Here is a 17,952-nt window from a genome sequence, read left to right as displayed (position 1 = left end):
ACGCCATGGCTATCAATCTCAAAGGCCGCAGCGTCCTCAAGCTGCTGGACTTCTCGCCGGACGACATCCGCTTCCTGCTGAGGCTTTCGGCCTCTCTCAAACAGGCCAAATATGGTGGCTATGAGGAGCCGCGGCTGAAGGGCAAGAACATTGCGCTGATCTTCGAGAAGGATTCCACCCGCACCCGCACCGGCTTCGAAGTGGCGGCCTATGACCAGGGCGCGCATGTCACCTATCTCGGGCCGACCGGTACCCAGATCGGCAAGAAAGAATCGATGAAGGACACCGCCCGTGTTCTTGGCCGGCTCTATGACGGTATAGAATATCGAGGTTTTGGCCAGGATCAGGCTGAGACATTGGCAACATGGGCGGGAGTGCCAGTCTATAATGGCCTGACCGACGAATTCCATCCGACTCAAATTCTCGCCGACTTCCTGACCATGCGGGAATACACTCGCAAGCATCTGTCACAGATTGCCTTTTGCTTCCTGGGTGACGCCGGCAACAATATGGGCAATTCGCTGCTGACAGGTGCTGCCCTGATCGGGATGGACGTGCGGCTCGGGGCGCCCAAGGCATGCTGGCCGGATCCTGCGCTGGTGGAGGAAAGTCGAAGGATAGCTGATAAGACAGGCGCCACCATCACATTGACGGAAGACCCACTGGAGGCTGCGCGAGGCTGCGATTTTGTCTATACCGACGTGTGGGTTTCGATGGGCGAACCGGATTCGGTATGGCAGGAACGGATCAAACTTCTGACGCCTTATCGCGTTACCTCCGAAATCATGCTTGGCACCGGCAATCCCCACGCCAAATTCATGCACTGCCTGCCGGCATTCCATAATCGCGAAACCGAGATCGGTGAGAAGATCTTCGAACAGTACGGCATCGACGGCATGGAGGTCACCGAGGAGCTGTTCGAATCGGAAGCTTCGATCGTCTTCGACCAGGCCGAAAACCGCATGCATACCATCAAGGCGGTGCTGGTCGCGACGCTGGGTGCATAAGATGAGGGTTGTTGTCGCACTCGGTGGAAATGCCCTGCTCAAACGCGGTGAGCCGATGACGGCCGAGGTTCAGCGCACCAACGTACGCAAGGCGGCAGTGGCGCTCGCCGACCTTGCTCGCCATCATGATATCGTCGTCGCCCATGGCAATGGGCCCCAGGTCGGGCTGCTGGCCCTACAAGCAGCCGCTTACACCGACGTCGCACCCTATCCACTCGATATACTCGGCGCCGAAAGCGTTGGCATGATTGGCTACCTCGTCGAGCAAGAGTTAACCAATGCGCTTCCGCCGAACACGAAAATCGCCACGTTGCTGACCCAGATCGAGGTGGATGGAAACGACCCCGCTTTCTCCCGGCCAGAGAAGCCGATAGGCCCCGTCTACGATGATGCCGAGGCGGCTGGCGTGCGGAAAATCCATGGCTGGCCGCTAGTCGAGGAGGCGAAAGGCAAATGGCGCCGGGTCGTGCCGTCGCCCTTGCCACGTCGCATCACCCAGATCGAGGCGATCCGGCTGCTGGTTGATCAGAGCGTCGTGGTTGTTTGCGCCGGAGGCGGCGGCATCCCCGTTATCCGCAACATCGATGACGATCTTGAAGGCGTCGAGGCAGTGATCGACAAGGATCGTGCCGCCGGTCTGCTTGCAGAGCAACTTACAGCTGACGCCTTCCTCATGCTGACCGACGTCGATGCCGTATATGCAAACTGGGGAACACAACAGCAAAAGCCGATCCGACACTCAACCCCAGGCGATCTCTCTGCACAGTCGTTCGCGGCCGGATCGATGGGGCCGAAGGTAGAGGCGGCCTGCGCTTTTGCATCGGTCAAAGGCCGCACCGCCGGGATAGGGCGACTTGAAGACACGCGCGAGATCCTGGAAGGCAGAAAAGGAACCGTCATACGACAGATTTGATCCTATCACGGCGCGAGTGGTGGCCCACAACCGGATCGGTTGACAGATCGAAGCGTGCATGGATGCCAGCCATCGGCTCCGTCCACGAACTATGGAGTTCTTTGAAATGCGAGAGAAAACCAGAACAACCCGACCGGCTCAGCAAAGCGGCATCAAGGACGTCAGGCCTATTCCGCCGGTTCTGATCGATAAGATGATCGGCGATGAGGGCTTCAAGGCGATTGATCGCACGTGGTCGGCATTTCGCGCCAGGTCGAACGGCGGAATCTCGCCTGCCGCGCTCGGACTTGCATTATTTGACTGGTCGATACATCTCGCCTCCGCGCCCGGCAAGCAAATGGAGCTGGCGATCAAGGCCAATCAGAAGGCAGCTCGGCTGCTGTCTTATGCCATGACCGCAAGCATCGATCCCGAAACACCTGCTTGCGTCGAACCGCTTCCTGGGGACCGGCGCTTTATTGGCGAGGAATGGAAAAGACAGCCCTTCAAACTCTGGGCTCAGGCCTTTCTTCTCCACCAGCAGTGGTGGCATAACAGCACGCATTCCGTTCCCGGCGTCACTCCGCATCATGAGGATATGGTTTCATTCGGCGCCCGACAATTTCTCGATATGCTTTCGCCCGCCAACAATCCATTCACCAATCCGGAAGTGCTGGATAAAACCATCAAGACAGGCGGCATGAATTTTATGCATGGTCTGCAGAACTGGGTGGAAGACGTCAGCCGTATCGCGACGGGGCAAATGCCCGTTGGGACTGAGAATTACATTGTCGGCAAGGACGTTGCGGTCACGCCCGGAAAGGTCGTGTATCGCAACGACCTTATTGAACTGATCCAGTATGCACCGGCGACGGATGCGGTGGTGGCGGAGCCGGTGCTGATCGTGCCGGCCTGGATCATGAAATATTATATTCTCGACCTGTCGCCGCAGAACTCACTGATCCGATATCTGGTAGGCAAGGGCCACACCGTCTTTTGCATTTCATGGCGCAACCCGACTTCTGAAGATCGGGAACTGTCGATGGACGATTATCGGCGTCAGGGGATCATGGCTGCGCTCGACGCGATCAACGCGATCATTCCGGATCAGAAGATACATGCGACGGGCTATTGTCTTGGGGGCACCCTACTGGCAATTGCCGCAGCATCCATGGCGTGCCGCAGGGATGAACGGCTGGCGTCACTCACCTTGCTTGGCGCGCAGACCGACTTCACCGAGCCCGGTGAACTGGCGCTGTTTATCGACCATAGCCAGATGCACTTCCTCGAAAGCATGATGTGGAACCGCGGCTATCTATCTGCTGATCAGATGGCCGGCGCCTTTCAGCTTCTGCGCTCAAACGACCTCATCTGGTCGCGGCTGGTACGAGAGTACCTTATGGGCGAACGCGCCGAGATGATCGACCTGATGGCGTGGAACGCCGATCCCACGCGTATGCCCTACCGTATGCATACCGAATATCTACAGCGGCTCTACCTGGATAACGAATTGGCCGCCGGACGGTTCATGGTGGACGGGCGCCCCGCGGCACTTCAGAACATTCGTATCCCGATCTTTGTCGTCGGCACGGAGCGCGATCATGTGGCACCATGGCGTTCGGTCTACAAGATCCACTATCTGAGCGATGCCGATATCACTTTTGTTCTGGCAAGTGGCGGCCACAATGCAGGGATCGTCAGTGAGCCCGGCAGGCCTCGTCGCCACTATCGCATCGCCGTCAAACGAGCTACGGATTTTTGCCAAAGCGCGGATGAATGGGCTGAGTATGCAGAGGCAAAGCAGGGTTCCTGGTGGGAAGAATGGGTCGATTGGCTGACCGCGAATTCCACCACTGAACGTGTGTCTCCACCCGCTGCTCCGGGTGCTGCGGAGAAAGGTTACAAGCCGATCGAAGATGCGCCAGGCATTTATGTTTTGCAAAGATGAGCTGACGATGGACGATTTTCTTCGGAACAGAACATTCGATCAGCTTCAGCCTGGCGATACCGCTTCTATCGAGCGCCTGGTAGCGCGTGATGATCTCGACCTGTTCGCGGCGGTATCCGGAGATGTCAATCCTGCTCATCTTGATGGCGCATTTGCTGCAACAAATCAATTCGGTCATGTCGTCGCTCACGGCATGTGGACGGCCGCAATGATCTCAGCCGTTCTGGGCACCAAGCTTCCCGGCCCTGGAACCATCTATCTCGGTCAGGATTTGCAATTCATCAAGCCCGTCGCATTGGGAGATACGGTTACTGCAACGGTGACCGTCAAGGAAAAGCAGGTTCAAAAGAGTATCGTGATATTTGACACGGTTTGCACCAACCAACGCAATGAAGAGGTGCTCCGGGGCGTAGCAACGGTTGTTGCGCCAGAGCACAATGTTGAGTGGCCGCGGATGCGCCTGCCTGATGTGACGTTAAGGCGGCACGATCGCTTCGACGCCTTCATCAAGAAAGCGCGTGCCGCCCAGCCGGTCTGCGCTGCAATTGTCCATCCTTGCTCGGCCTCCGCAATTATGGGGGCATTGGAAGCTCGAAATGAAGGGCTGCTCAATCCGATTCTTGTCGGACCAGAAGCCAAGATCCGGGCAGCGGCACAAGCCGCACAGATATCACTCGATGGTTTGGCGATCGAGCCGGTAGAGCACAGCCATGCCGCCGCCGCACGTGCTGTCGAACTCGCGGTGACAGGGAAGGTGTCGGTGCTGGTCAAGGGTAGTCTGCACACGGACGAATTGCTGAGTGCGGTTATTGCGCAGGGCTCCGGGCTCAGGACCGAACGGCGCATCAGTCATATCTATGCGATGGACGTGCCCGCCTATGATAAGCCTCTCATCGTGACCGACGCTGCCATCAACATCCAGCCGTCATTGGAGCACAAACGGGATATCTGTCAGAATGCTATCGATTTGATGCGCCTGCTGGGGAAAGAAAGGCCGCGCGTTGCGGTTCTGGCGGCCGTCGAGACCGTCAACGCCAAAATGCCGGCGACCCTTGACGCGGCAGCCTTGACGGTCATGGCCGCCCGCGGCCAGATCACCGGTGCAGATGTCGATGGCCCGCTCGCCTTCGACAATGCCATCAATCTCGACGCTGCCCGAACGAAAGGCATCGCCTCGTCCGTGGCAGGGCAAGCCGACATTCTGCTCGTGCCGGACCTTGAAGCCGGAAATATGCTGGCAAAACAGTTGATCTATTTTGCGGGCGCCACCGCCGCCGGGCTCGTGCTGGGCGCCCGTGTCCCTATCGTATTGAACAGTCGGTCGGATCCACTCTCGGCACGCATCGCATCGGCTGCGTTGGCAAAGCTGGTTGCCGCCCCCCAGCCGATAGAGGGGCTGTTGTCGTGACCGACGCCACTCTTCTTTCATTTAATGCCGGCTCTTCGAGCGTGAAGATCGGAGTCTTCCGGATCGACGCAAATGGGCCGGTCAAAATAACACGCGGAACAATCGATTTTCATAGGGATCCGCTGACATTTTACCTGGGAGAGGGGGCCGACCGGATTGATTTCGAACTCGAAGCCAATCCCGGTGATGACCTCTTCAAGATCCTTTCCAAAACCTTTTCCTGCTTGTCGAGCCATGTTGACATCGGCCGGATCGCGGCAATCGGGCACCGGGTTGTGCATGGCGGTGATTGGTTCGCAGGGCCGACGCTGCTTGATCACAGCACGATTGGTGTGATCGAGGCGCTAACGCCCTTTGCTCCCCTGCATCAGCCGCAGAGTTTAGGCCTGATTCAGGCTGTACGCGAAATCCGACCTGATCTGCCGCAAGCCGCGTCCTTCGACACCGCGTTTCACCGCACCAATGCGGCAGTTGTCCGCCGGTTTGCCATCCCTCGCGATATGCACGATAGAGGCATCAAGCGTTACGGGTTTCATGGCCTGTCGTACAAATCCATCGCCACCGAACTGACGCGTCGCACGCCCGAAATTGCCTCCGGCAAGGTCGTCATCGCACATCTCGGCAGTGGCGCAAGCCTTTGCGCAATCGAAGGTGGCAAAAGCCGGGATACCAGCATGGGATTTTCGACACTTGATGGCATTCCCATGGCGACCCGGTGCGGCGCGCTTGACCCTGGCGTTCTGCTACACTTGCTCGACGTGGAGCAGCAGACACCCACGCAACTGGCGGACGTGCTTTATCATCGTTCCGGCCTTCTCGGCGTTTCTGGCCTTAGCGCCGACAGTCGCGAACTCCTCCAAAGCGAGGAGCCCGAGGCACGGGAAGCGATTGAGCTTTTCACATTCCGTATCGCCGGTGAGGTCGCGCGGCTCGCCACAACGCTTGGGGGTATTGATGCACTGGTTTTCACGGCCGGTGTCGGCGAAAACCAACCCTCGATCAGGGCTGACGTTTGCGCCCACCTGATGTGGCTTGGGGTTGATCTTGACCCGGCTGCGAATGCGGTGAACGCAGCCGTGATCAGCAGCCCCGCCAGCCGAATAGCAGTTTTGGTTGTCCCTACGGATGAAGAGCAGGTCATTGCGGATGAAGCACATCACGTGCTTGGGAGCGAGCTTTGCTGAGCGCTATTTTCAGGCCTCCGTCGAAAGCTCCTGCGCCTCATATCCGCGAGCAGGTCTCGCACGGCAACGCGATGAATGTTTGCAGACATCCAGGGAGATGGACGCCCGTTGAGTTGCATCAAGGATTTGTCTGCCATGAGGGTTATAAAATACCTCAAACTTATCACGATGTAGAACCAAGCATATCTCGCCGGAGTTTGAGCAGGCCTTGTTTGGCGATGTTCAGGTTAAATGAAAGGAAGACCCCATGAAGGCAGCGTTGTGGTACAAGGCCAATGACATTCGTGTCGAAGACGTGGCAGAGCCTACGCCAGGGCCTGGGCAGGTGAAGATCAAGGTCAAATGGACTGGCATCTGCGGAAGCGATCTTCACGAATATGTGGCTGGACCGATATTTATTCCGGTGGGCTCGCCCCATCCCGTCAGCCACGAAGTCGCACCCATTGTCATGGGGCATGAATTTTCAGGCGAGGTCGCAGCGGTCGGTGATGGCGTCACCCGTCTCAAGGCGGGTGATCGCGTCGTCGTCGAGCCGATCCTGGCCTGTGGCCATTGTGATGCATGTAGACACGGCAAGTACAATCTTTGCGATAGCCTGGGCTTCCATGGCCTTTCCGGTGGAGGTGGCGGGTTCTCGGCCCATACGGTCGTTGGGGAACGCTGGGTTCATAAAATGCCGGAGGGATTGAGCTTCGAACAAGGTGCCTTGGTGGAACCGGCGGCAGTTGCCTTGCATGCCGTTCGCGTGTCGAGCTTCAAGCCAGGAGGAACCGCTGCCGTCTTCGGAGCGGGTCCAATTGGCCTGCTGGTCGTCGAAGCGCTGAAAGTTGCGGGAGCACGGATGATTCACGTGGTCGAATTATCCGAGCAGCGTGCGGCGAAAGCCCTTGAATTGGGCGCAACCAGCGTCATCGATCCGTCGAAGGAAGATGCCGTTCAGCGCATCAGAGATTTCACCGACGGTGGGGTAGATGTCGCATTCGAAGTTACCGGCGTTCCTTCGGTGCTCCAGCAATGTATCGACGCAACCCGTTACGAAGGAGAAACGATCATCGTCTCGATTTGGGAAAAGGAAGCTGCAGTGCAGCCGAACACAGTGGTCCTCAAAGAACGCAATCTAAAAGGCACGATCGCTTATCGCGACGTCTTCCCGGCGGTGATGGATCTGATGGTTCAGGGCTATTTTTCTGCTGAGCGCCTGGTCACCAAACGTATTGAGCTTGATGATATCGTGCCGGAAGGATTTGAGACGCTGGTCGCCGAGAAAAGCCAAATCAAGATTCTAGTGCGCGCACCCGAATGATATGATGTACGTCTGAAAGACAAGGCGTGGCGTATGCCACGCCTTTTCAGTCGCCTGATCAGATAAAAAATACAATCTATGGTACAATCTTGAGAATTGCTGCGATCTCTCTGAATTAACCATCATCCGGATCGAGAAATGACCGATTTAACCACCGTCGCTGAAAATGAAATCATCAATCTTACGATTGATGTCGTCTCGGCTTATGTCAGCCATAATCCGGTTCCAGTTGCCGAGCTTCCCGGTCTTATCGCGGATGTCCACGCAGCGATAAACGGACTTCGGTCTACTCCCCAATTGGAGGTGCAGGAAAAGGCTTTGCCGGCAGTCCCCGCTCGCAAATCGGTAACCCCGGATTTTCTGGTCTGCCTAGAGGACGGCAAGAAATTCAAGTCCCTGAAGCGCCACTTGGCAACACATCATAACCTTACACCGGACGAATACCGGCAGAAGTGGAACCTACCGGCGGATTATCCGATGGTCTCGCCCAGTTATTCGAACGAACGATCGGTAATGGCGAAAACTATGGGCCTCGGCCGCAAGCGCGCGTCCTCTAAAGAGTCAGCGAAGATCGTGGCACCTGCGAGTCGCAAGAAGATTGGGCTGAAGTTCACTTGATAGCAGAGCGGGTAGCTTCTTTGTCCGCTCATGGCTTTGGAACGGACATCGCCGGCAGACCTCCGGACGTCAACGTGTTGACCGCATCATGCTGGCTGAGGAAGACGTTTCCGTTGAGATGCTGAAGGAATCGCGTGGTTTCCAGCCGATCCATTACTGGGCCTTTCACCTCCGAGAGATGAAAGCCAATGTCCGCGTCGGTGAGGCGGCGATTGATTTCCTCGAGGCTTTCGAGCGCGGATGCATCGATGGCATTGACGGCCGAGCACATCAGAATGACATGCCGCACGCCCGGCCGCTCGGCGACATATGCCGCAATCGTGTCCTCGAGGAAGCGCGAGTTAGCAAAATAGAGGCTTTCATCTACCCGGATCGACAGGAGTTCCGGGGCGGTGAGGACGGGATGCCGTTCGACATTCCGGTAATGCTCTGTGCCAGGCACCTGGCCGACAATGGCGATGTGCGGCTTGCTGGTCCGGTAAAGATGTAGCAACAGCGAAAGCGCGACACCGGCGATGATACCAAGTTCTACGCCCCATCCAAGCGTGACGAGGATCGTGGCGGCCATGGCAGCAAAGTCGGATTTCGAATAGGCAAATACCCGACGAACGGCTCCAAAATCTACCAGTGAAAGCACCGCGACAATGATCGTAGCCGCGAGCGTTGCCTGCGGCAGGCTCGCCAGTAAGGGGGTCAGGAACAGGGCGGCGAGCGCGATGCCGACGGCGGTGAACACACCGGCGGCCGGTGTTTGCGCGCCGGCATCGAAATTGACCACCGAGCGGGCGAAGCCGCCAGTGACCGGATAGCCGGATGAAAGACCGGCGGCGATATTGGCCGCGCCGAGGCCGATCAGCTCCTGGTCGGGATTGATCCGCTGGCGGCGCTTAGCGGCGAGCGTCTGCCCGACCGAGACGGATTCCACGAAGCCAACCACCGAAATCAGGAATGCCGGGACCAGCAAGGCGGAGACGAGGTCGACGGAAAAAGCGGGCACGCCGAACGCCGGCAGGCCCTGCGGGATCTCGCCGACAAGGGCGACGCCCCGTGCGCCGAGATTGAGGCCGGTGGCAAGTGCGACCGTCACGCCAACCGCGAGTATCGGCGCGGCCTTCGTCATCATGTCGGCAGGACGCGCCGGAATGCGGATTGCGACCAGCAGGGGCTTCAGATGCTTGCGGGCAAAAAACAGAAAAGACAAAACGCCGGTACCGATGGCAAACGTCACTGGGTTAATCGCCGTGAGTTGACCAGAAAGGGGCCCAACAATCTCAGGAACAGTGTTGCCACCGCCTGGCACACCGAGGATATGCCGAAGCTGGCTGGCGGCGATCAACAGACTCGATGCAGTGATGAAACCCGAGATCACCGGGTGCGACAGGAAATTGGCCAGAAAGCCGAGTCGAAAGATCCCCATGAGCACCAGCATGCCGCCGGAGAGTAGAGCGAGCACGGTGGCAGCGGTCAGATAATCAAGCGTTCCTCCGGCCGCGAATTCGCCGACTGCGGAGGCGGTCATGAGTGAGACGATGGCGACAGGCCCCACCGCAAGCGTCCGGCTGGTCCCGAAAATCGCATAAGCGACCAGTGGCAGGATCGAGGCATAGAGCCCGATCTCAGCCGGCAAGCCGGCAAGCATGGCATAAGCCAGTGACTGCGGGATCAACATGACGGTGACGATAACGGCCGCCAGGAGGTCGCCGGTCAGCGTGCTGACATCGTATGTCTTGCTCCATTGCAGAACAGGAAAGATTTTCGAGAGTTTGGTCATCAACTGAACGCTGGCGAACGGATGGAAAGGGTGGGCGCGGCCGGAATTGGGCTAGGCCGGCCGCGCCCGGCTCGAACGGTTGGGGGGGTAAGTTACCGTTCGAGTAACGAATAAAGAATGGCGGCGCGGGTCCCCGAACGACAATAACCCAGGACCGACCCGTCGATGGTTGCCATTACTTTCTTGAAGCGCTCCGCCTGGTCGACTGTCGGAACAGAAGAAACCGGAATGTAAAATGCCTTCATTCCATGCTTTCGGGCTTCGTCAGCAATCTCTTCAAAAGTCGGTTGGTTTGACTGTTCATTGTCCGGCCTGGCACAAACAACGGCGGCATAGCCCTGCTCGGCCAACATGGGAATATCTTCAGGTCTGATCTGATTTGCTGTGGCAAACCGCTCATGCCTGAGCTTGATGTGCACTTTTCGAGGTTGCCCAAAGAGGTTAAAGGGCCACATGGCTTGTTATCTTCCTGCGCTCATATCGTCTTGCGATGGCACAGGCTGTGCAAACCGCAATCCATCTCGATACGATAGACCTTCATCCTGAGTGTCCTTTCAGCATCACCCACTGTCACGCCTTACTGGCAAAACAGGCGATGCATGATGTGAATAAAAGATTCGATGCGCGGATCGGAAAGCCGGTAAAAGACCTGTTTGCCTTCCTTGCGCCCGGTAATCAGTCCTGCTCGACGTAGTTCAGAAAGCTGTTGGGACAGCCCTGGTTGGCGGATGCCGAGCCCATCTTCCAGTTCGCGCACGGAGCGTTCGCCGCCGATCAAGGTGCAGGCGATCAGCAGCCGATCAGGGTTGGAAAACTTCTTGAGGAAGGCGGTTGCTTCCCCCACTTTCCCCTTGAGTGCCTGAGCTTCATCTAAAAGCAGCATCATGCCCATTAACCGTCCCAGGCGGCGCCTTCGAGCAGGTTCATCGGGATCTTGAGATAGCGCCGGCCGTTGTCCTCGGGCGCCGGAAGCCGTCCGGCATTGGTGTTGATTTGCAGGGCGTGCAGGATCAGCTTGGGCATGGGAAGCGTCTTGTCGCGGGCTTCGCGCGCGGCCACGAATTCGGCCTCGGTCTTGTGGACCGACATATGGATGTTTTTTGCCTTTTGCTCGGCGACGGTCGATTCCCACAAAGGCTCGCGGCCGCCGGGCCGGTAGTCATGGCCGGTGAAGATGCGGGTCTTATCTGGCAGAGCCAGAATGTCTTGAATGGATTTCCAGAGTTGCGTGGCGCTGCCGCCGGGGAAATCGGCGCGGGCCGTGCCTGAATCGGGCATGAACAGCGTATCATGGACAAAGGCTGCATCACCGATGACATAGGTGATCGAGGCCAGGGTGTGGCCGGGCGAGAACATCACGCTGGCTGGGATGTTGCCGACCTTAAAGGTCTCGCCGTTGGCGAAGAGCTTGTCCCATTGCGACCCGTCGGCGCGAAAGTCGGGCCAGTTGTAAAACCCTTTCCAGAGCTTCTGGACGTCGATGACTCTCTCGCCGATGGCCGTCGGCGCACCGGTCTTCTCCTTGAGATAGGCAGCCGCCGTGAAATGGTCCGCGTGGGGGTGCGTATCGAGAATCCATTCGACCTCGTAGCCCTGGTCGGCGATGAACTTGAGAATGGTGTCGGCATGAGTGGTCGCTGTCGCAGCTGATTTCTCGTCATAGTCGAGCACCGGGTCGATGATGGCGCATGTCCTCGTCTCGGGATCGGCAACGACATATTGGATCGACCCCGTGCGCTGATCGTAGAAGCCGGTGACCTCGGGCCTGGGTGTCATGAAGCTATCCTCACATTGCCTTTCGAGAGCTCATAGGGGTTATCACTATAGATATATCGCATTCAAATTTTTGCAATCATTGTTCAGCAATCGTTTTTCCCTGAATGCCGGAAGCCGCCGTTGATCGTTGCGGACTGCGGGCGATTCACCGTTGACGAGACTCGCTCATACGAATTAGAGTAAGTAATTACTATCTTTCTGATTAAATGAAAGGGTCAAAATGTGCACATGTCCACCATTTGTCACGTGTGCAACATTGGGTGTTGGCGGTGGACCCGCATTTGACTGTCGTAGCGCGCTTCGACCCTAACAGCCTCATCGAAGCGGCAATTGCCACCGGGATAACGCGCTTCTTGCTCTGGAGCGGCTCCATGACGGCGGCGACCTGGAAAATGGTTCAACCGTGAACCGCAACCCGTCATCAACACATGGAGTTCAGAGCTGATGTCACGCCGAATTTCTATCACGATCGTCCTCATCGCACTTGCAGGGCTTTTGGGATTTGGGGCCTGGAGCGTGCTGTTCAAGCCCTCCGATCTGCCGCCCGATGGATTTTCTCGAGGCAATGGCAGGATCGAAGCCGATCTCATCGACATATCGCCGCGGCTGGCCGGGCGCATTGCCGAGGTCCGGGTACGGGAAGGCGACCTGGTGGCAAAAGGAGACACATTGGCTGTGATGGACACGGCTGAACTGCGCGCTCAATTCGCTCGTGCAGCGGCGGCCGTTGCCAGTGCCGAAGCCGCGGTCGGCGTTGCCCAGGCTCGCGTTGCGGAAGCCCAGGCGCGTCTGGCGTTAGCCAAGGGCGAGCAGGCACGTGCGGAAACATTGAGTACGCGTGATGTCATCTCGCGGTCGAACCTGGAAATCCGTCAAACTGAAACCCAGCTAGCCGAAGCGGGACTTGCCGCCACCCAGGCGACGCTTCGCGCCCAGGAGCGGTCTGTAGAAGCCGAAGCGGCTACCCGAGACGAGATCGCGGCACGGATCGCGGATGCCACACTTTATGCCGATGGGCCGGCACGGGTGCTCTATCGGCTCGCACAGGTAGGCGAGATCGTCGGAAGCGGCGGCAAGATCCTGACGCTGGTCAGCCTCGAAAATGTGTACATGGAATTCTTCCTGCCTGCCTCCGATGCCCCACGGGTCAGGATCGGCGATGAAGCCAGGATTGTCGCGGATATCATGCCCGACCTGTCAATACCGGCCAGCGTCGTATTCGTTTCGCCCCAGGCACAATTCACGCCCAAGCAAGTCGAGACACTCAGCGAACGTGAAAATCTGATGTTCCGCATCCGCGTGCGCATTCCCTCTGAGTTGGTGATGGCGCGAATTGAACAGGTAAAAACGGGCGTGCGTGGTGTCGCATGGGTGCGTCTGGCGGGCGCGGATGGCAGTTTGCCCAAGTGGCCCGAGGCGTTGACTCCACCGTTAGCTGACCTCACCTCAGTCAGCGAAGCGGATCAGCCATGAAGACGCCGCCCGAACCCGTAGCCCGGCTGGAGCATGTGCACCACCGCTATGGAGCGGTTGCGGCTCTAAAAGAGGTATCGCTATCGATACCTGCAGCGCGGATGGTAGGGCTTATAGGGCCGGATGGCGTTGGGAAATCCACGCTCATGGGGCTGATTGCCGGCGCAAAGCGATTGCAGGCAGGCAGCGTCACCTGCCTCGGAGGCAGCATGGACGATGCCCGTCACCGCGCGGCAATGGGGGGACGTATCGCCTATATGCCGCAAGGGCTTGGACGGAACCTCTACCACGACCTGTCCGTGCGCGAGAATCTCGATTTTTTCGGGAAGCTTTTTGAGCTGAACCGATCAGAACGCGCCAAGCGCATTGAGAGGCTAACCCGCGCAACAGGATTGCATCCGTTTCTCGACCGCCCTGCCGCCAAGCTTTCAGGGGGCATGAAGCAGAAGCTTGGCCTGTGTTCCGCACTGATTCACGATCCGGATTTCCTGCTGCTGGATGAACCGACAACCGGCGTCGATCCACTTTCCCGGCGCCAGTTCTGGGATCTGATCGACACGATCCGGGCAGAGCGGCCGCAAATGAGCGTGCTTGTCTCAACGGCTTATATGGAGGAAGCCGCACGATTCGATCATCTGGTTGCAATGGACGCCGGTTGCGTGCTGGCCTCGGCCAGCCCTGCAACCCTGATGGCACAGACTGGAACCGGTTCGGTGGATGAGGCCTATGTTCGGCTCTTATCGAGCACGGAAGCAGAGAGCAAAGCCGGAACGACCAGTCAACCTTTACCGGACAGTCCAAATCCGGAAACGAAAGAAATTGCAATTCGGGCGCAGGGGCTGACCCGCCGCTTCGGTAGCTTCACCGCAGTGGATTCAGTGAACTTCGAAATCACACGTGGTGAGATCTTCGGCTTTCTCGGATCCAATGGATGCGGAAAGACCACGACGATGAAGATGCTGACCGGCCTTTTGCCGGCGAGCGAGGGCGAGGCCTGGATTTTCGGCCGGCCTATTGACGCCCAGGGAATGGATGCGCGCCGACGCGTCGGTTTCATGTCTCAATCGTTCTCGCTTTATGGCGAGTTGAGCGTGCGCGAAAATCTGCTTTTGCATGCGCGGCTGTTTCATCTCGGCCGAGAACTGACTGACAAACGCCTGGCTGACCTGGTGCCTCGCTTTGGGCTGAGTGAATATCTGGATCAGCGAGCGGGTGACTTGCCTCTGGGTTTGCGCCAACGTCTTTCACTCGCTGTTGCGGTAATCCATGCACCGGAAATCCTGATCCTGGACGAACCAACGTCGGGCGTTGATCCGCAGGCGCGAGACGACTTCTGGCGGCTCCTGCTGGATTTGTCTCGTAATGACCGGGTGACAATCTTCATTTCGACGCATTTCATGGACGAGGCGATGCGTTGCGATCGTATCTCGCTTATGCATGCCGGAAGGGTTCTGGTTACGGACACCCCAGCCGGAATAGTCGAAAGCAGCGGTGCGGCGTCGCTGGAAGACGCATTCGTCGACTATATCGCGGCTGAACTTCCACCAGAGGCAGACGCCACCACGACCTTGGCCTCCAGTTCGGATAACATTGGTGATGCTTCCGGGTTCAGCTTGCGCCGGCTCCTGGCCTTTACCGCGCGCGAGATGATGCAGGTGCGGCGCGATCCGGTCAGGCTGGCCTTCGCCTTTCTGGGAAGCGCGCTCCTGTTGTTGATCATGTCGTTCGGCATCTCGCAGGAGGTGCGCGATATTCCATTTGCTGCGCTCGATCATGATCAAACCCCTGAAAGCCGGGCCTATCTCTCGACTTTCGAGGCCTCAAACTGGTTCGAGGTTCATGCGCCTATTCGTGATGCGCTGTCGATGGAAGAGCGGCTTTCCCGCGGTGAGTTGTCCTTGGCGCTAGAGATACCACCTGGCTTCGGGGCGGATCTGCGCCGTGGCAGCAAGGTAGACGTAGCTGCCATGATCGATGGTGCGGACACTGGGCGTGCCGGCACCATTGAAAGCTATGTGACAGGCGCACATATGGCGGCCTCGGCCGATACAGCGAACGGGCTGCCTGTAACGAACCGCCCGCCCGTAGTGCAATTGAGCCCCCGCTTCAGCTATAATCCGACGATGGAGAGCCTGCCCTCGATCGGGCCGTCGATCCCGCCTCTCCTGCTCCTGCTTTTCCCTGCAATCCTGATGGCTGTCAGTGTGGCACGGGAAAAGGAAATTGGTACGATCACCAACTTCTATGTCACGCCCACTGGTCGAGCCGAATTCCTGATCGGCAAACAGCTTGTCTATATCGGCATCACGCTGATGAACTTTGCGATCCTGACCGCACTCGTCGTGCTGGTTTTAGGCGTCCCGCTTCGCGGCAACCCGATGGTCCTGCTTCTGGCGACACTTGTCTATGCTATTGCGGCGACAGGGTTTGGGTTGATGGTGTCGATGATGTCATCGACCCAGGTTACCGCAGTCTTTGCCAGTACCGTCTTGTCGGTCATGCCGACCCTGCAGTTTTCGGGAATGCTGACGCCGGTGTCATCGCTTGATGGACCCGCTCGTCTGCTCGGCAGCTTTTGGCCGACAACATGGTATATGGCGATCAGCGTCGGCAGTTATACCAAGGCGCTCGGTCTTGTTGATCTGAGCGGGGCTATGATGCGCCTGGCAGCCTTTGGCCCCCTTTTTACCGGTATCGCAATCGCACTCTTGCGTAAGCAGGAGCGTTAGGATGGAACGGCTCTCCAATGTCTTCTGGTTGATCGGCAAGGAGCTGAAGAGTGTCTTGGGCGACCCGGTGATGGTCGTGCTGATCCTGTGGTCGTTCGTCGTAGCCGTCATGCTTGAGGCCAGTGGAGCAGGCGACACGGTGCGCAATGCATCCCTCGCGATTGTCGACGAGGATCTCTCGCCCCTGACCCGGCAGATTTCATCCGCTTTGATACCGCCCTGGTTTCAGGAGCCGATTTTCTTGTCCGCAAACCAGGCCTCTGCCGCAATGGATCGCGGCGAGATCATGTTCATTCTGACCTTTCCTCCCGATTTTGCGGCGGATACGATTCTGGGCAAGGGACCGGTTGTTCAGCTGCTTGCCGACGCCACGGCGGTCTCGCAGGCGCAACTCGGTACAGACTACATCCGCAACATAGTTCAGGAAGAGAGCGTCGCTTTTTTATCAGGCACTCCTGAGGCGCCGCCTGAAGACTTGCAGCTGGAACTGCGCCGCGCCTTCAACCCGAATGGCAATCCGGTCTGGTTCAAATCGATGTCTTCGCTGCTGAATCAGTTATCGCTTCTGACGATTGCACTGACTGGCGCAGCGATGTTGCGCGAGCGCGAGCATGGAACCATCGAACATCTGATGGTGATGCCCATTACCCCCGCCGAGGTAGCCTTGTCGAAGGTTCTCGCGACAATGATCGTAGTGCTTGTGGCCTTTATCGGCTCACTGCTCTTTGTTGTACAAGGACTACTGAATGTGCCTGTAGCCGGATCGGCGCCGCTGCTGGTGGGAGGGGCTGCGGTGTATCTTTGGGCAGCTGCCGCCATCGGGATGCTTCTGGGCACTCTCGCACGCAGCATGGCGCAATTCGCGCTTCTCGTCATCATGGTCATCATTCCGGTAATCATGCTTTCAGGTGGAATGGGCGCAGTGGAAAGTCAGCCGGAGCTGGTGCAGCGACTGACACTGGCGCTCCCATCGCGCCACTTCCTTGCTTTTGCCAAAGCCGTCGCCTTTCGCGGTGCAGGGATCGGAACAGTCTGGCCTCAACTTCTGCTGATGGCCGGACTTGGCGCAGCGTTCTTCGCAGCCAGCCTGATGCTCTTTCGACGTTCGCTGAGCGTCTCCAACTAGGAAGATTCCACACAGTTTCCCTCTTGCAAGGCACCGTTTCACCTGATAGGTAGTGAGTAATTACTATCTTTGAGGTTTTCGATGATCTCCCGACCGACCTATCTTTCAGCGGAGGAGCGGCGTGAAATGACGGTTGAGACCGTCGTCGATCTCGCCGCAGAACAAAACCCTGCGGATATTACAACCGATGCTATCGCCAAGCGGATGGGCGTGACCCAGGGCGCCTTGTTTCGGCACTTCTCGTCGAAGGACGCCATTCTCCAGGCGGTCATGGAATGGGTTTCCGAGCGCTTGCTCGCACGCATCGATAAGGCGACCTCGATTGCCGCTTCTCCGCTTGAAGCTATTGAGGCTGCGTTCATGGCTCATATCCATTTTATCGCGGAGCATCCTGGCGTACCGCGGATGTTGTTTGAAGAATTGCAGCGCACCGAACAGACCCTGGCCAAACGCATGGCGCGGACCTTGCTCCAAGTTTATGGCGACCGCCTTGGCCGCCTTTTTATGGATGGCAAGAGACGTGGCCAGTTGCCGGCTTCGCTGGATGAGAAGGGGGCGGCCACCCTCTTCGTCGGCATGATCCAAGGCCTTGCAATGCAATCGCACATCGAGGGTGACGTCAAACGTATCCGTGAAAGTGCGCCGGGGGTGTTCGCATTGTATCGCCGCTCAATCGAGGCTGCAAAATGATCCATTCGCGGCAAACAGGCGTATCTC

General features: G+C 57.9%; 16 protein-coding genes. 12 read left to right on the top strand and 4 right to left on the bottom strand.

Annotation, left to right across the window (positions count from 1 at the left end; genetic code table 11):
• Positions 1 to 5: 5 nt before the first annotated feature.
• From argF to MKS82_RS10810, 7 genes are all read left to right on the top strand, one after another.
• On the top strand, positions 6 to 1,007 hold the full coding sequence (argF, locus tag MKS82_RS10840; RefSeq protein WP_240578823.1) for an ornithine carbamoyltransferase: 1,002 nt from the start codon (positions 6 to 8) through the stop codon (positions 1,005 to 1,007).
• A 1-nt stretch (position 1,008) separates the two neighbouring features.
• Positions 1,009 to 1,920 (top strand): carbamate kinase, encoded by a 912-nt coding sequence (gene arcC / locus MKS82_RS10835; protein ID WP_240578822.1) that lies wholly within the window; start codon positions 1,009 to 1,011, stop codon positions 1,918 to 1,920.
• Between the two features lie 106 nt (positions 1,921 to 2,026).
• Positions 2,027 to 3,847: a PHA/PHB synthase family protein gene (locus MKS82_RS10830; RefSeq protein ID WP_445558076.1), complete on the top strand. Its 1,821-nt coding sequence runs from the start codon at positions 2,027 to 2,029 to the stop codon at positions 3,845 to 3,847.
• A gap of 7 nt (positions 3,848 to 3,854) precedes the next feature.
• Entirely contained in the window at positions 3,855 to 5,255 is a 1,401-nt protein-coding gene (locus MKS82_RS10825) for a bifunctional enoyl-CoA hydratase/phosphate acetyltransferase (RefSeq protein ID WP_240578821.1), read from the top strand.
• Complete coding sequence (locus tag MKS82_RS10820; protein WP_240578820.1) at positions 5,252 to 6,439, top strand: acetate/propionate family kinase; 1,188 nt, start codon at positions 5,252 to 5,254, stop codon at positions 6,437 to 6,439. Before MKS82_RS10825 ends, MKS82_RS10820 begins: the two co-directional genes overlap by 4 nt.
• 247 nt (positions 6,440 to 6,686) lie before the next feature.
• Positions 6,687 to 7,742 (top strand): 2,3-butanediol dehydrogenase, encoded by a 1,056-nt coding sequence (locus MKS82_RS10815; RefSeq protein ID WP_240578819.1) that lies wholly within the window; start codon positions 6,687 to 6,689, stop codon positions 7,740 to 7,742.
• 138 nt (positions 7,743 to 7,880) lie between these two features.
• A complete protein-coding gene (locus MKS82_RS10810; RefSeq protein WP_240578818.1) occupies positions 7,881 to 8,360 on the top strand; it encodes a MucR family transcriptional regulator in 480 nt (159 codons plus the stop codon).
• A 28-nt stretch (positions 8,361 to 8,388) separates the two neighbouring features.
• On the opposite strand, the gene MKS82_RS10805 is transcribed toward MKS82_RS10810, so the two are convergent.
• The 4 genes from MKS82_RS10805 to MKS82_RS10790 all read right to left on the bottom strand — a co-directional run bounded on the left by MKS82_RS10805 (position 8,389) and on the right by MKS82_RS10790 (position 11,907).
• Positions 8,389 to 10,131, bottom strand: a complete 1,743-nt coding sequence (locus MKS82_RS10805; protein ID WP_240578817.1) for a SulP family inorganic anion transporter — start codon at positions 10,129 to 10,131, stop codon at positions 8,389 to 8,391.
• A 92-nt stretch (positions 10,132 to 10,223) separates the two neighbouring features.
• Complete coding sequence (locus tag MKS82_RS10800; protein WP_240578816.1) at positions 10,224 to 10,586, bottom strand: beta-lactamase hydrolase domain-containing protein; 363 nt, start codon at positions 10,584 to 10,586, stop codon at positions 10,224 to 10,226.
• 122 nt (positions 10,587 to 10,708) lie between these two features.
• Positions 10,709 to 11,023, bottom strand: coding sequence for an ArsR/SmtB family transcription factor (locus tag MKS82_RS10795; protein WP_378226826.1), 315 nt, complete (start codon positions 11,021 to 11,023; stop codon positions 10,709 to 10,711).
• Complete coding sequence (locus tag MKS82_RS10790) at positions 11,023 to 11,907, bottom strand: MBL fold metallo-hydrolase (protein ID WP_240578815.1); 885 nt, start codon at positions 11,905 to 11,907, stop codon at positions 11,023 to 11,025. Before MKS82_RS10790 ends, MKS82_RS10795 begins: the two co-directional genes overlap by 1 nt.
• A 281-nt stretch (positions 11,908 to 12,188) precedes the next feature.
• Between MKS82_RS10790 and MKS82_RS29520 the strand changes: the two genes are divergently transcribed.
• From MKS82_RS29520 to MKS82_RS10770, 5 genes are all read left to right on the top strand, one after another.
• Positions 12,189 to 12,314 carry a hypothetical protein gene (locus tag MKS82_RS29520; protein ID WP_276313316.1) on the top strand — a complete coding sequence of 42 codons (126 nt, stop codon included), beginning with the start codon at positions 12,189 to 12,191 and terminating at the stop codon, positions 12,312 to 12,314.
• Positions 12,315 to 12,351: 37 nt separating this feature from the next.
• Positions 12,352 to 13,380: an HlyD family secretion protein gene (locus MKS82_RS10785; protein WP_240578814.1), complete on the top strand. Its 1,029-nt coding sequence runs from the start codon at positions 12,352 to 12,354 to the stop codon at positions 13,378 to 13,380.
• The gene (gene rbbA / locus MKS82_RS10780) at positions 13,377 to 16,109 is read left to right on the top strand and encodes a ribosome-associated ATPase/putative transporter RbbA (RefSeq protein ID WP_240578813.1); all 2,733 of its coding nucleotides are present in this window, start codon (positions 13,377 to 13,379) and stop codon (positions 16,107 to 16,109) included. Before MKS82_RS10785 ends, rbbA begins: the two co-directional genes overlap by 4 nt.
• 1 nt (position 16,110) lies before the next feature.
• Positions 16,111 to 17,235 (top strand): ABC transporter permease, encoded by a 1,125-nt coding sequence (locus MKS82_RS10775; RefSeq protein ID WP_240578812.1) that lies wholly within the window; start codon positions 16,111 to 16,113, stop codon positions 17,233 to 17,235.
• Positions 17,236 to 17,361: 126 nt separating this feature from the next.
• Complete coding sequence (locus MKS82_RS10770; protein WP_445558075.1) at positions 17,362 to 17,925, top strand: TetR/AcrR family transcriptional regulator; 564 nt, start codon at positions 17,362 to 17,364, stop codon at positions 17,923 to 17,925.
• Positions 17,926 to 17,952: the final 27 nt, after the last annotated feature.

The sequence above is a fragment of the Ochrobactrum sp. A-1 genome, from assembly GCF_022488005.1.
GTDB lineage: Bacteria > Pseudomonadota > Alphaproteobacteria > Rhizobiales > Rhizobiaceae > Brucella.
This window is presented reverse-complemented; position numbering and strand designations above follow the sequence as displayed.

Bases quoted from the DNA above. Each gene is read 5' to 3' on its own strand.
- argF (WP_240578823.1), top strand. From the start codon at position 6: ATGGCTATCAATCTCAAAGGCCGCAGCGTCCTCAAGCTGCTGGACTTC.
- arcC (WP_240578822.1), top strand. From the start codon at position 1,009: ATGAGGGTTGTTGTCGCACTCGGTGGAAATGCCCTGCTCAAACGCGGT.
- MKS82_RS10830 (WP_445558076.1), top strand. From the start codon at position 2,027: ATGCGAGAGAAAACCAGAACAACCCGACCGGCTCAGCAAAGCGGCATC.
- MKS82_RS10825 (WP_240578821.1), top strand. From the start codon at position 3,855: ATGGACGATTTTCTTCGGAACAGAACATTCGATCAGCTTCAGCCTGGC.
- MKS82_RS10815 (WP_240578819.1), top strand. From the start codon at position 6,687: ATGAAGGCAGCGTTGTGGTACAAGGCCAATGACATTCGTGTCGAAGAC.
- MKS82_RS10810 (WP_240578818.1), top strand. From the start codon at position 7,881: ATGACCGATTTAACCACCGTCGCTGAAAATGAAATCATCAATCTTACG.
- MKS82_RS10805 (WP_240578817.1), bottom strand. From the start codon at position 10,131: ATGACCAAACTCTCGAAAATCTTTCCTGTTCTGCAATGGAGCAAGACA.
- MKS82_RS10800 (WP_240578816.1), bottom strand. From the start codon at position 10,586: ATGTGGCCCTTTAACCTCTTTGGGCAACCTCGAAAAGTGCACATCAAG.
- MKS82_RS10795 (WP_378226826.1), bottom strand. From the start codon at position 11,023: ATGGGCATGATGCTGCTTTTAGATGAAGCTCAGGCACTCAAGGGGAAA.
- MKS82_RS10790 (WP_240578815.1), bottom strand. From the start codon at position 11,907: ATGACACCCAGGCCCGAGGTCACCGGCTTCTACGATCAGCGCACGGGG.
- MKS82_RS10785 (WP_240578814.1), top strand. From the start codon at position 12,352: ATGTCACGCCGAATTTCTATCACGATCGTCCTCATCGCACTTGCAGGG.
- rbbA (WP_240578813.1), top strand. From the start codon at position 13,377: ATGAAGACGCCGCCCGAACCCGTAGCCCGGCTGGAGCATGTGCACCAC.
- MKS82_RS10775 (WP_240578812.1), top strand. From the start codon at position 16,111: ATGGAACGGCTCTCCAATGTCTTCTGGTTGATCGGCAAGGAGCTGAAG.
- MKS82_RS10770 (WP_445558075.1), top strand. From the start codon at position 17,362: ATGACGGTTGAGACCGTCGTCGATCTCGCCGCAGAACAAAACCCTGCG.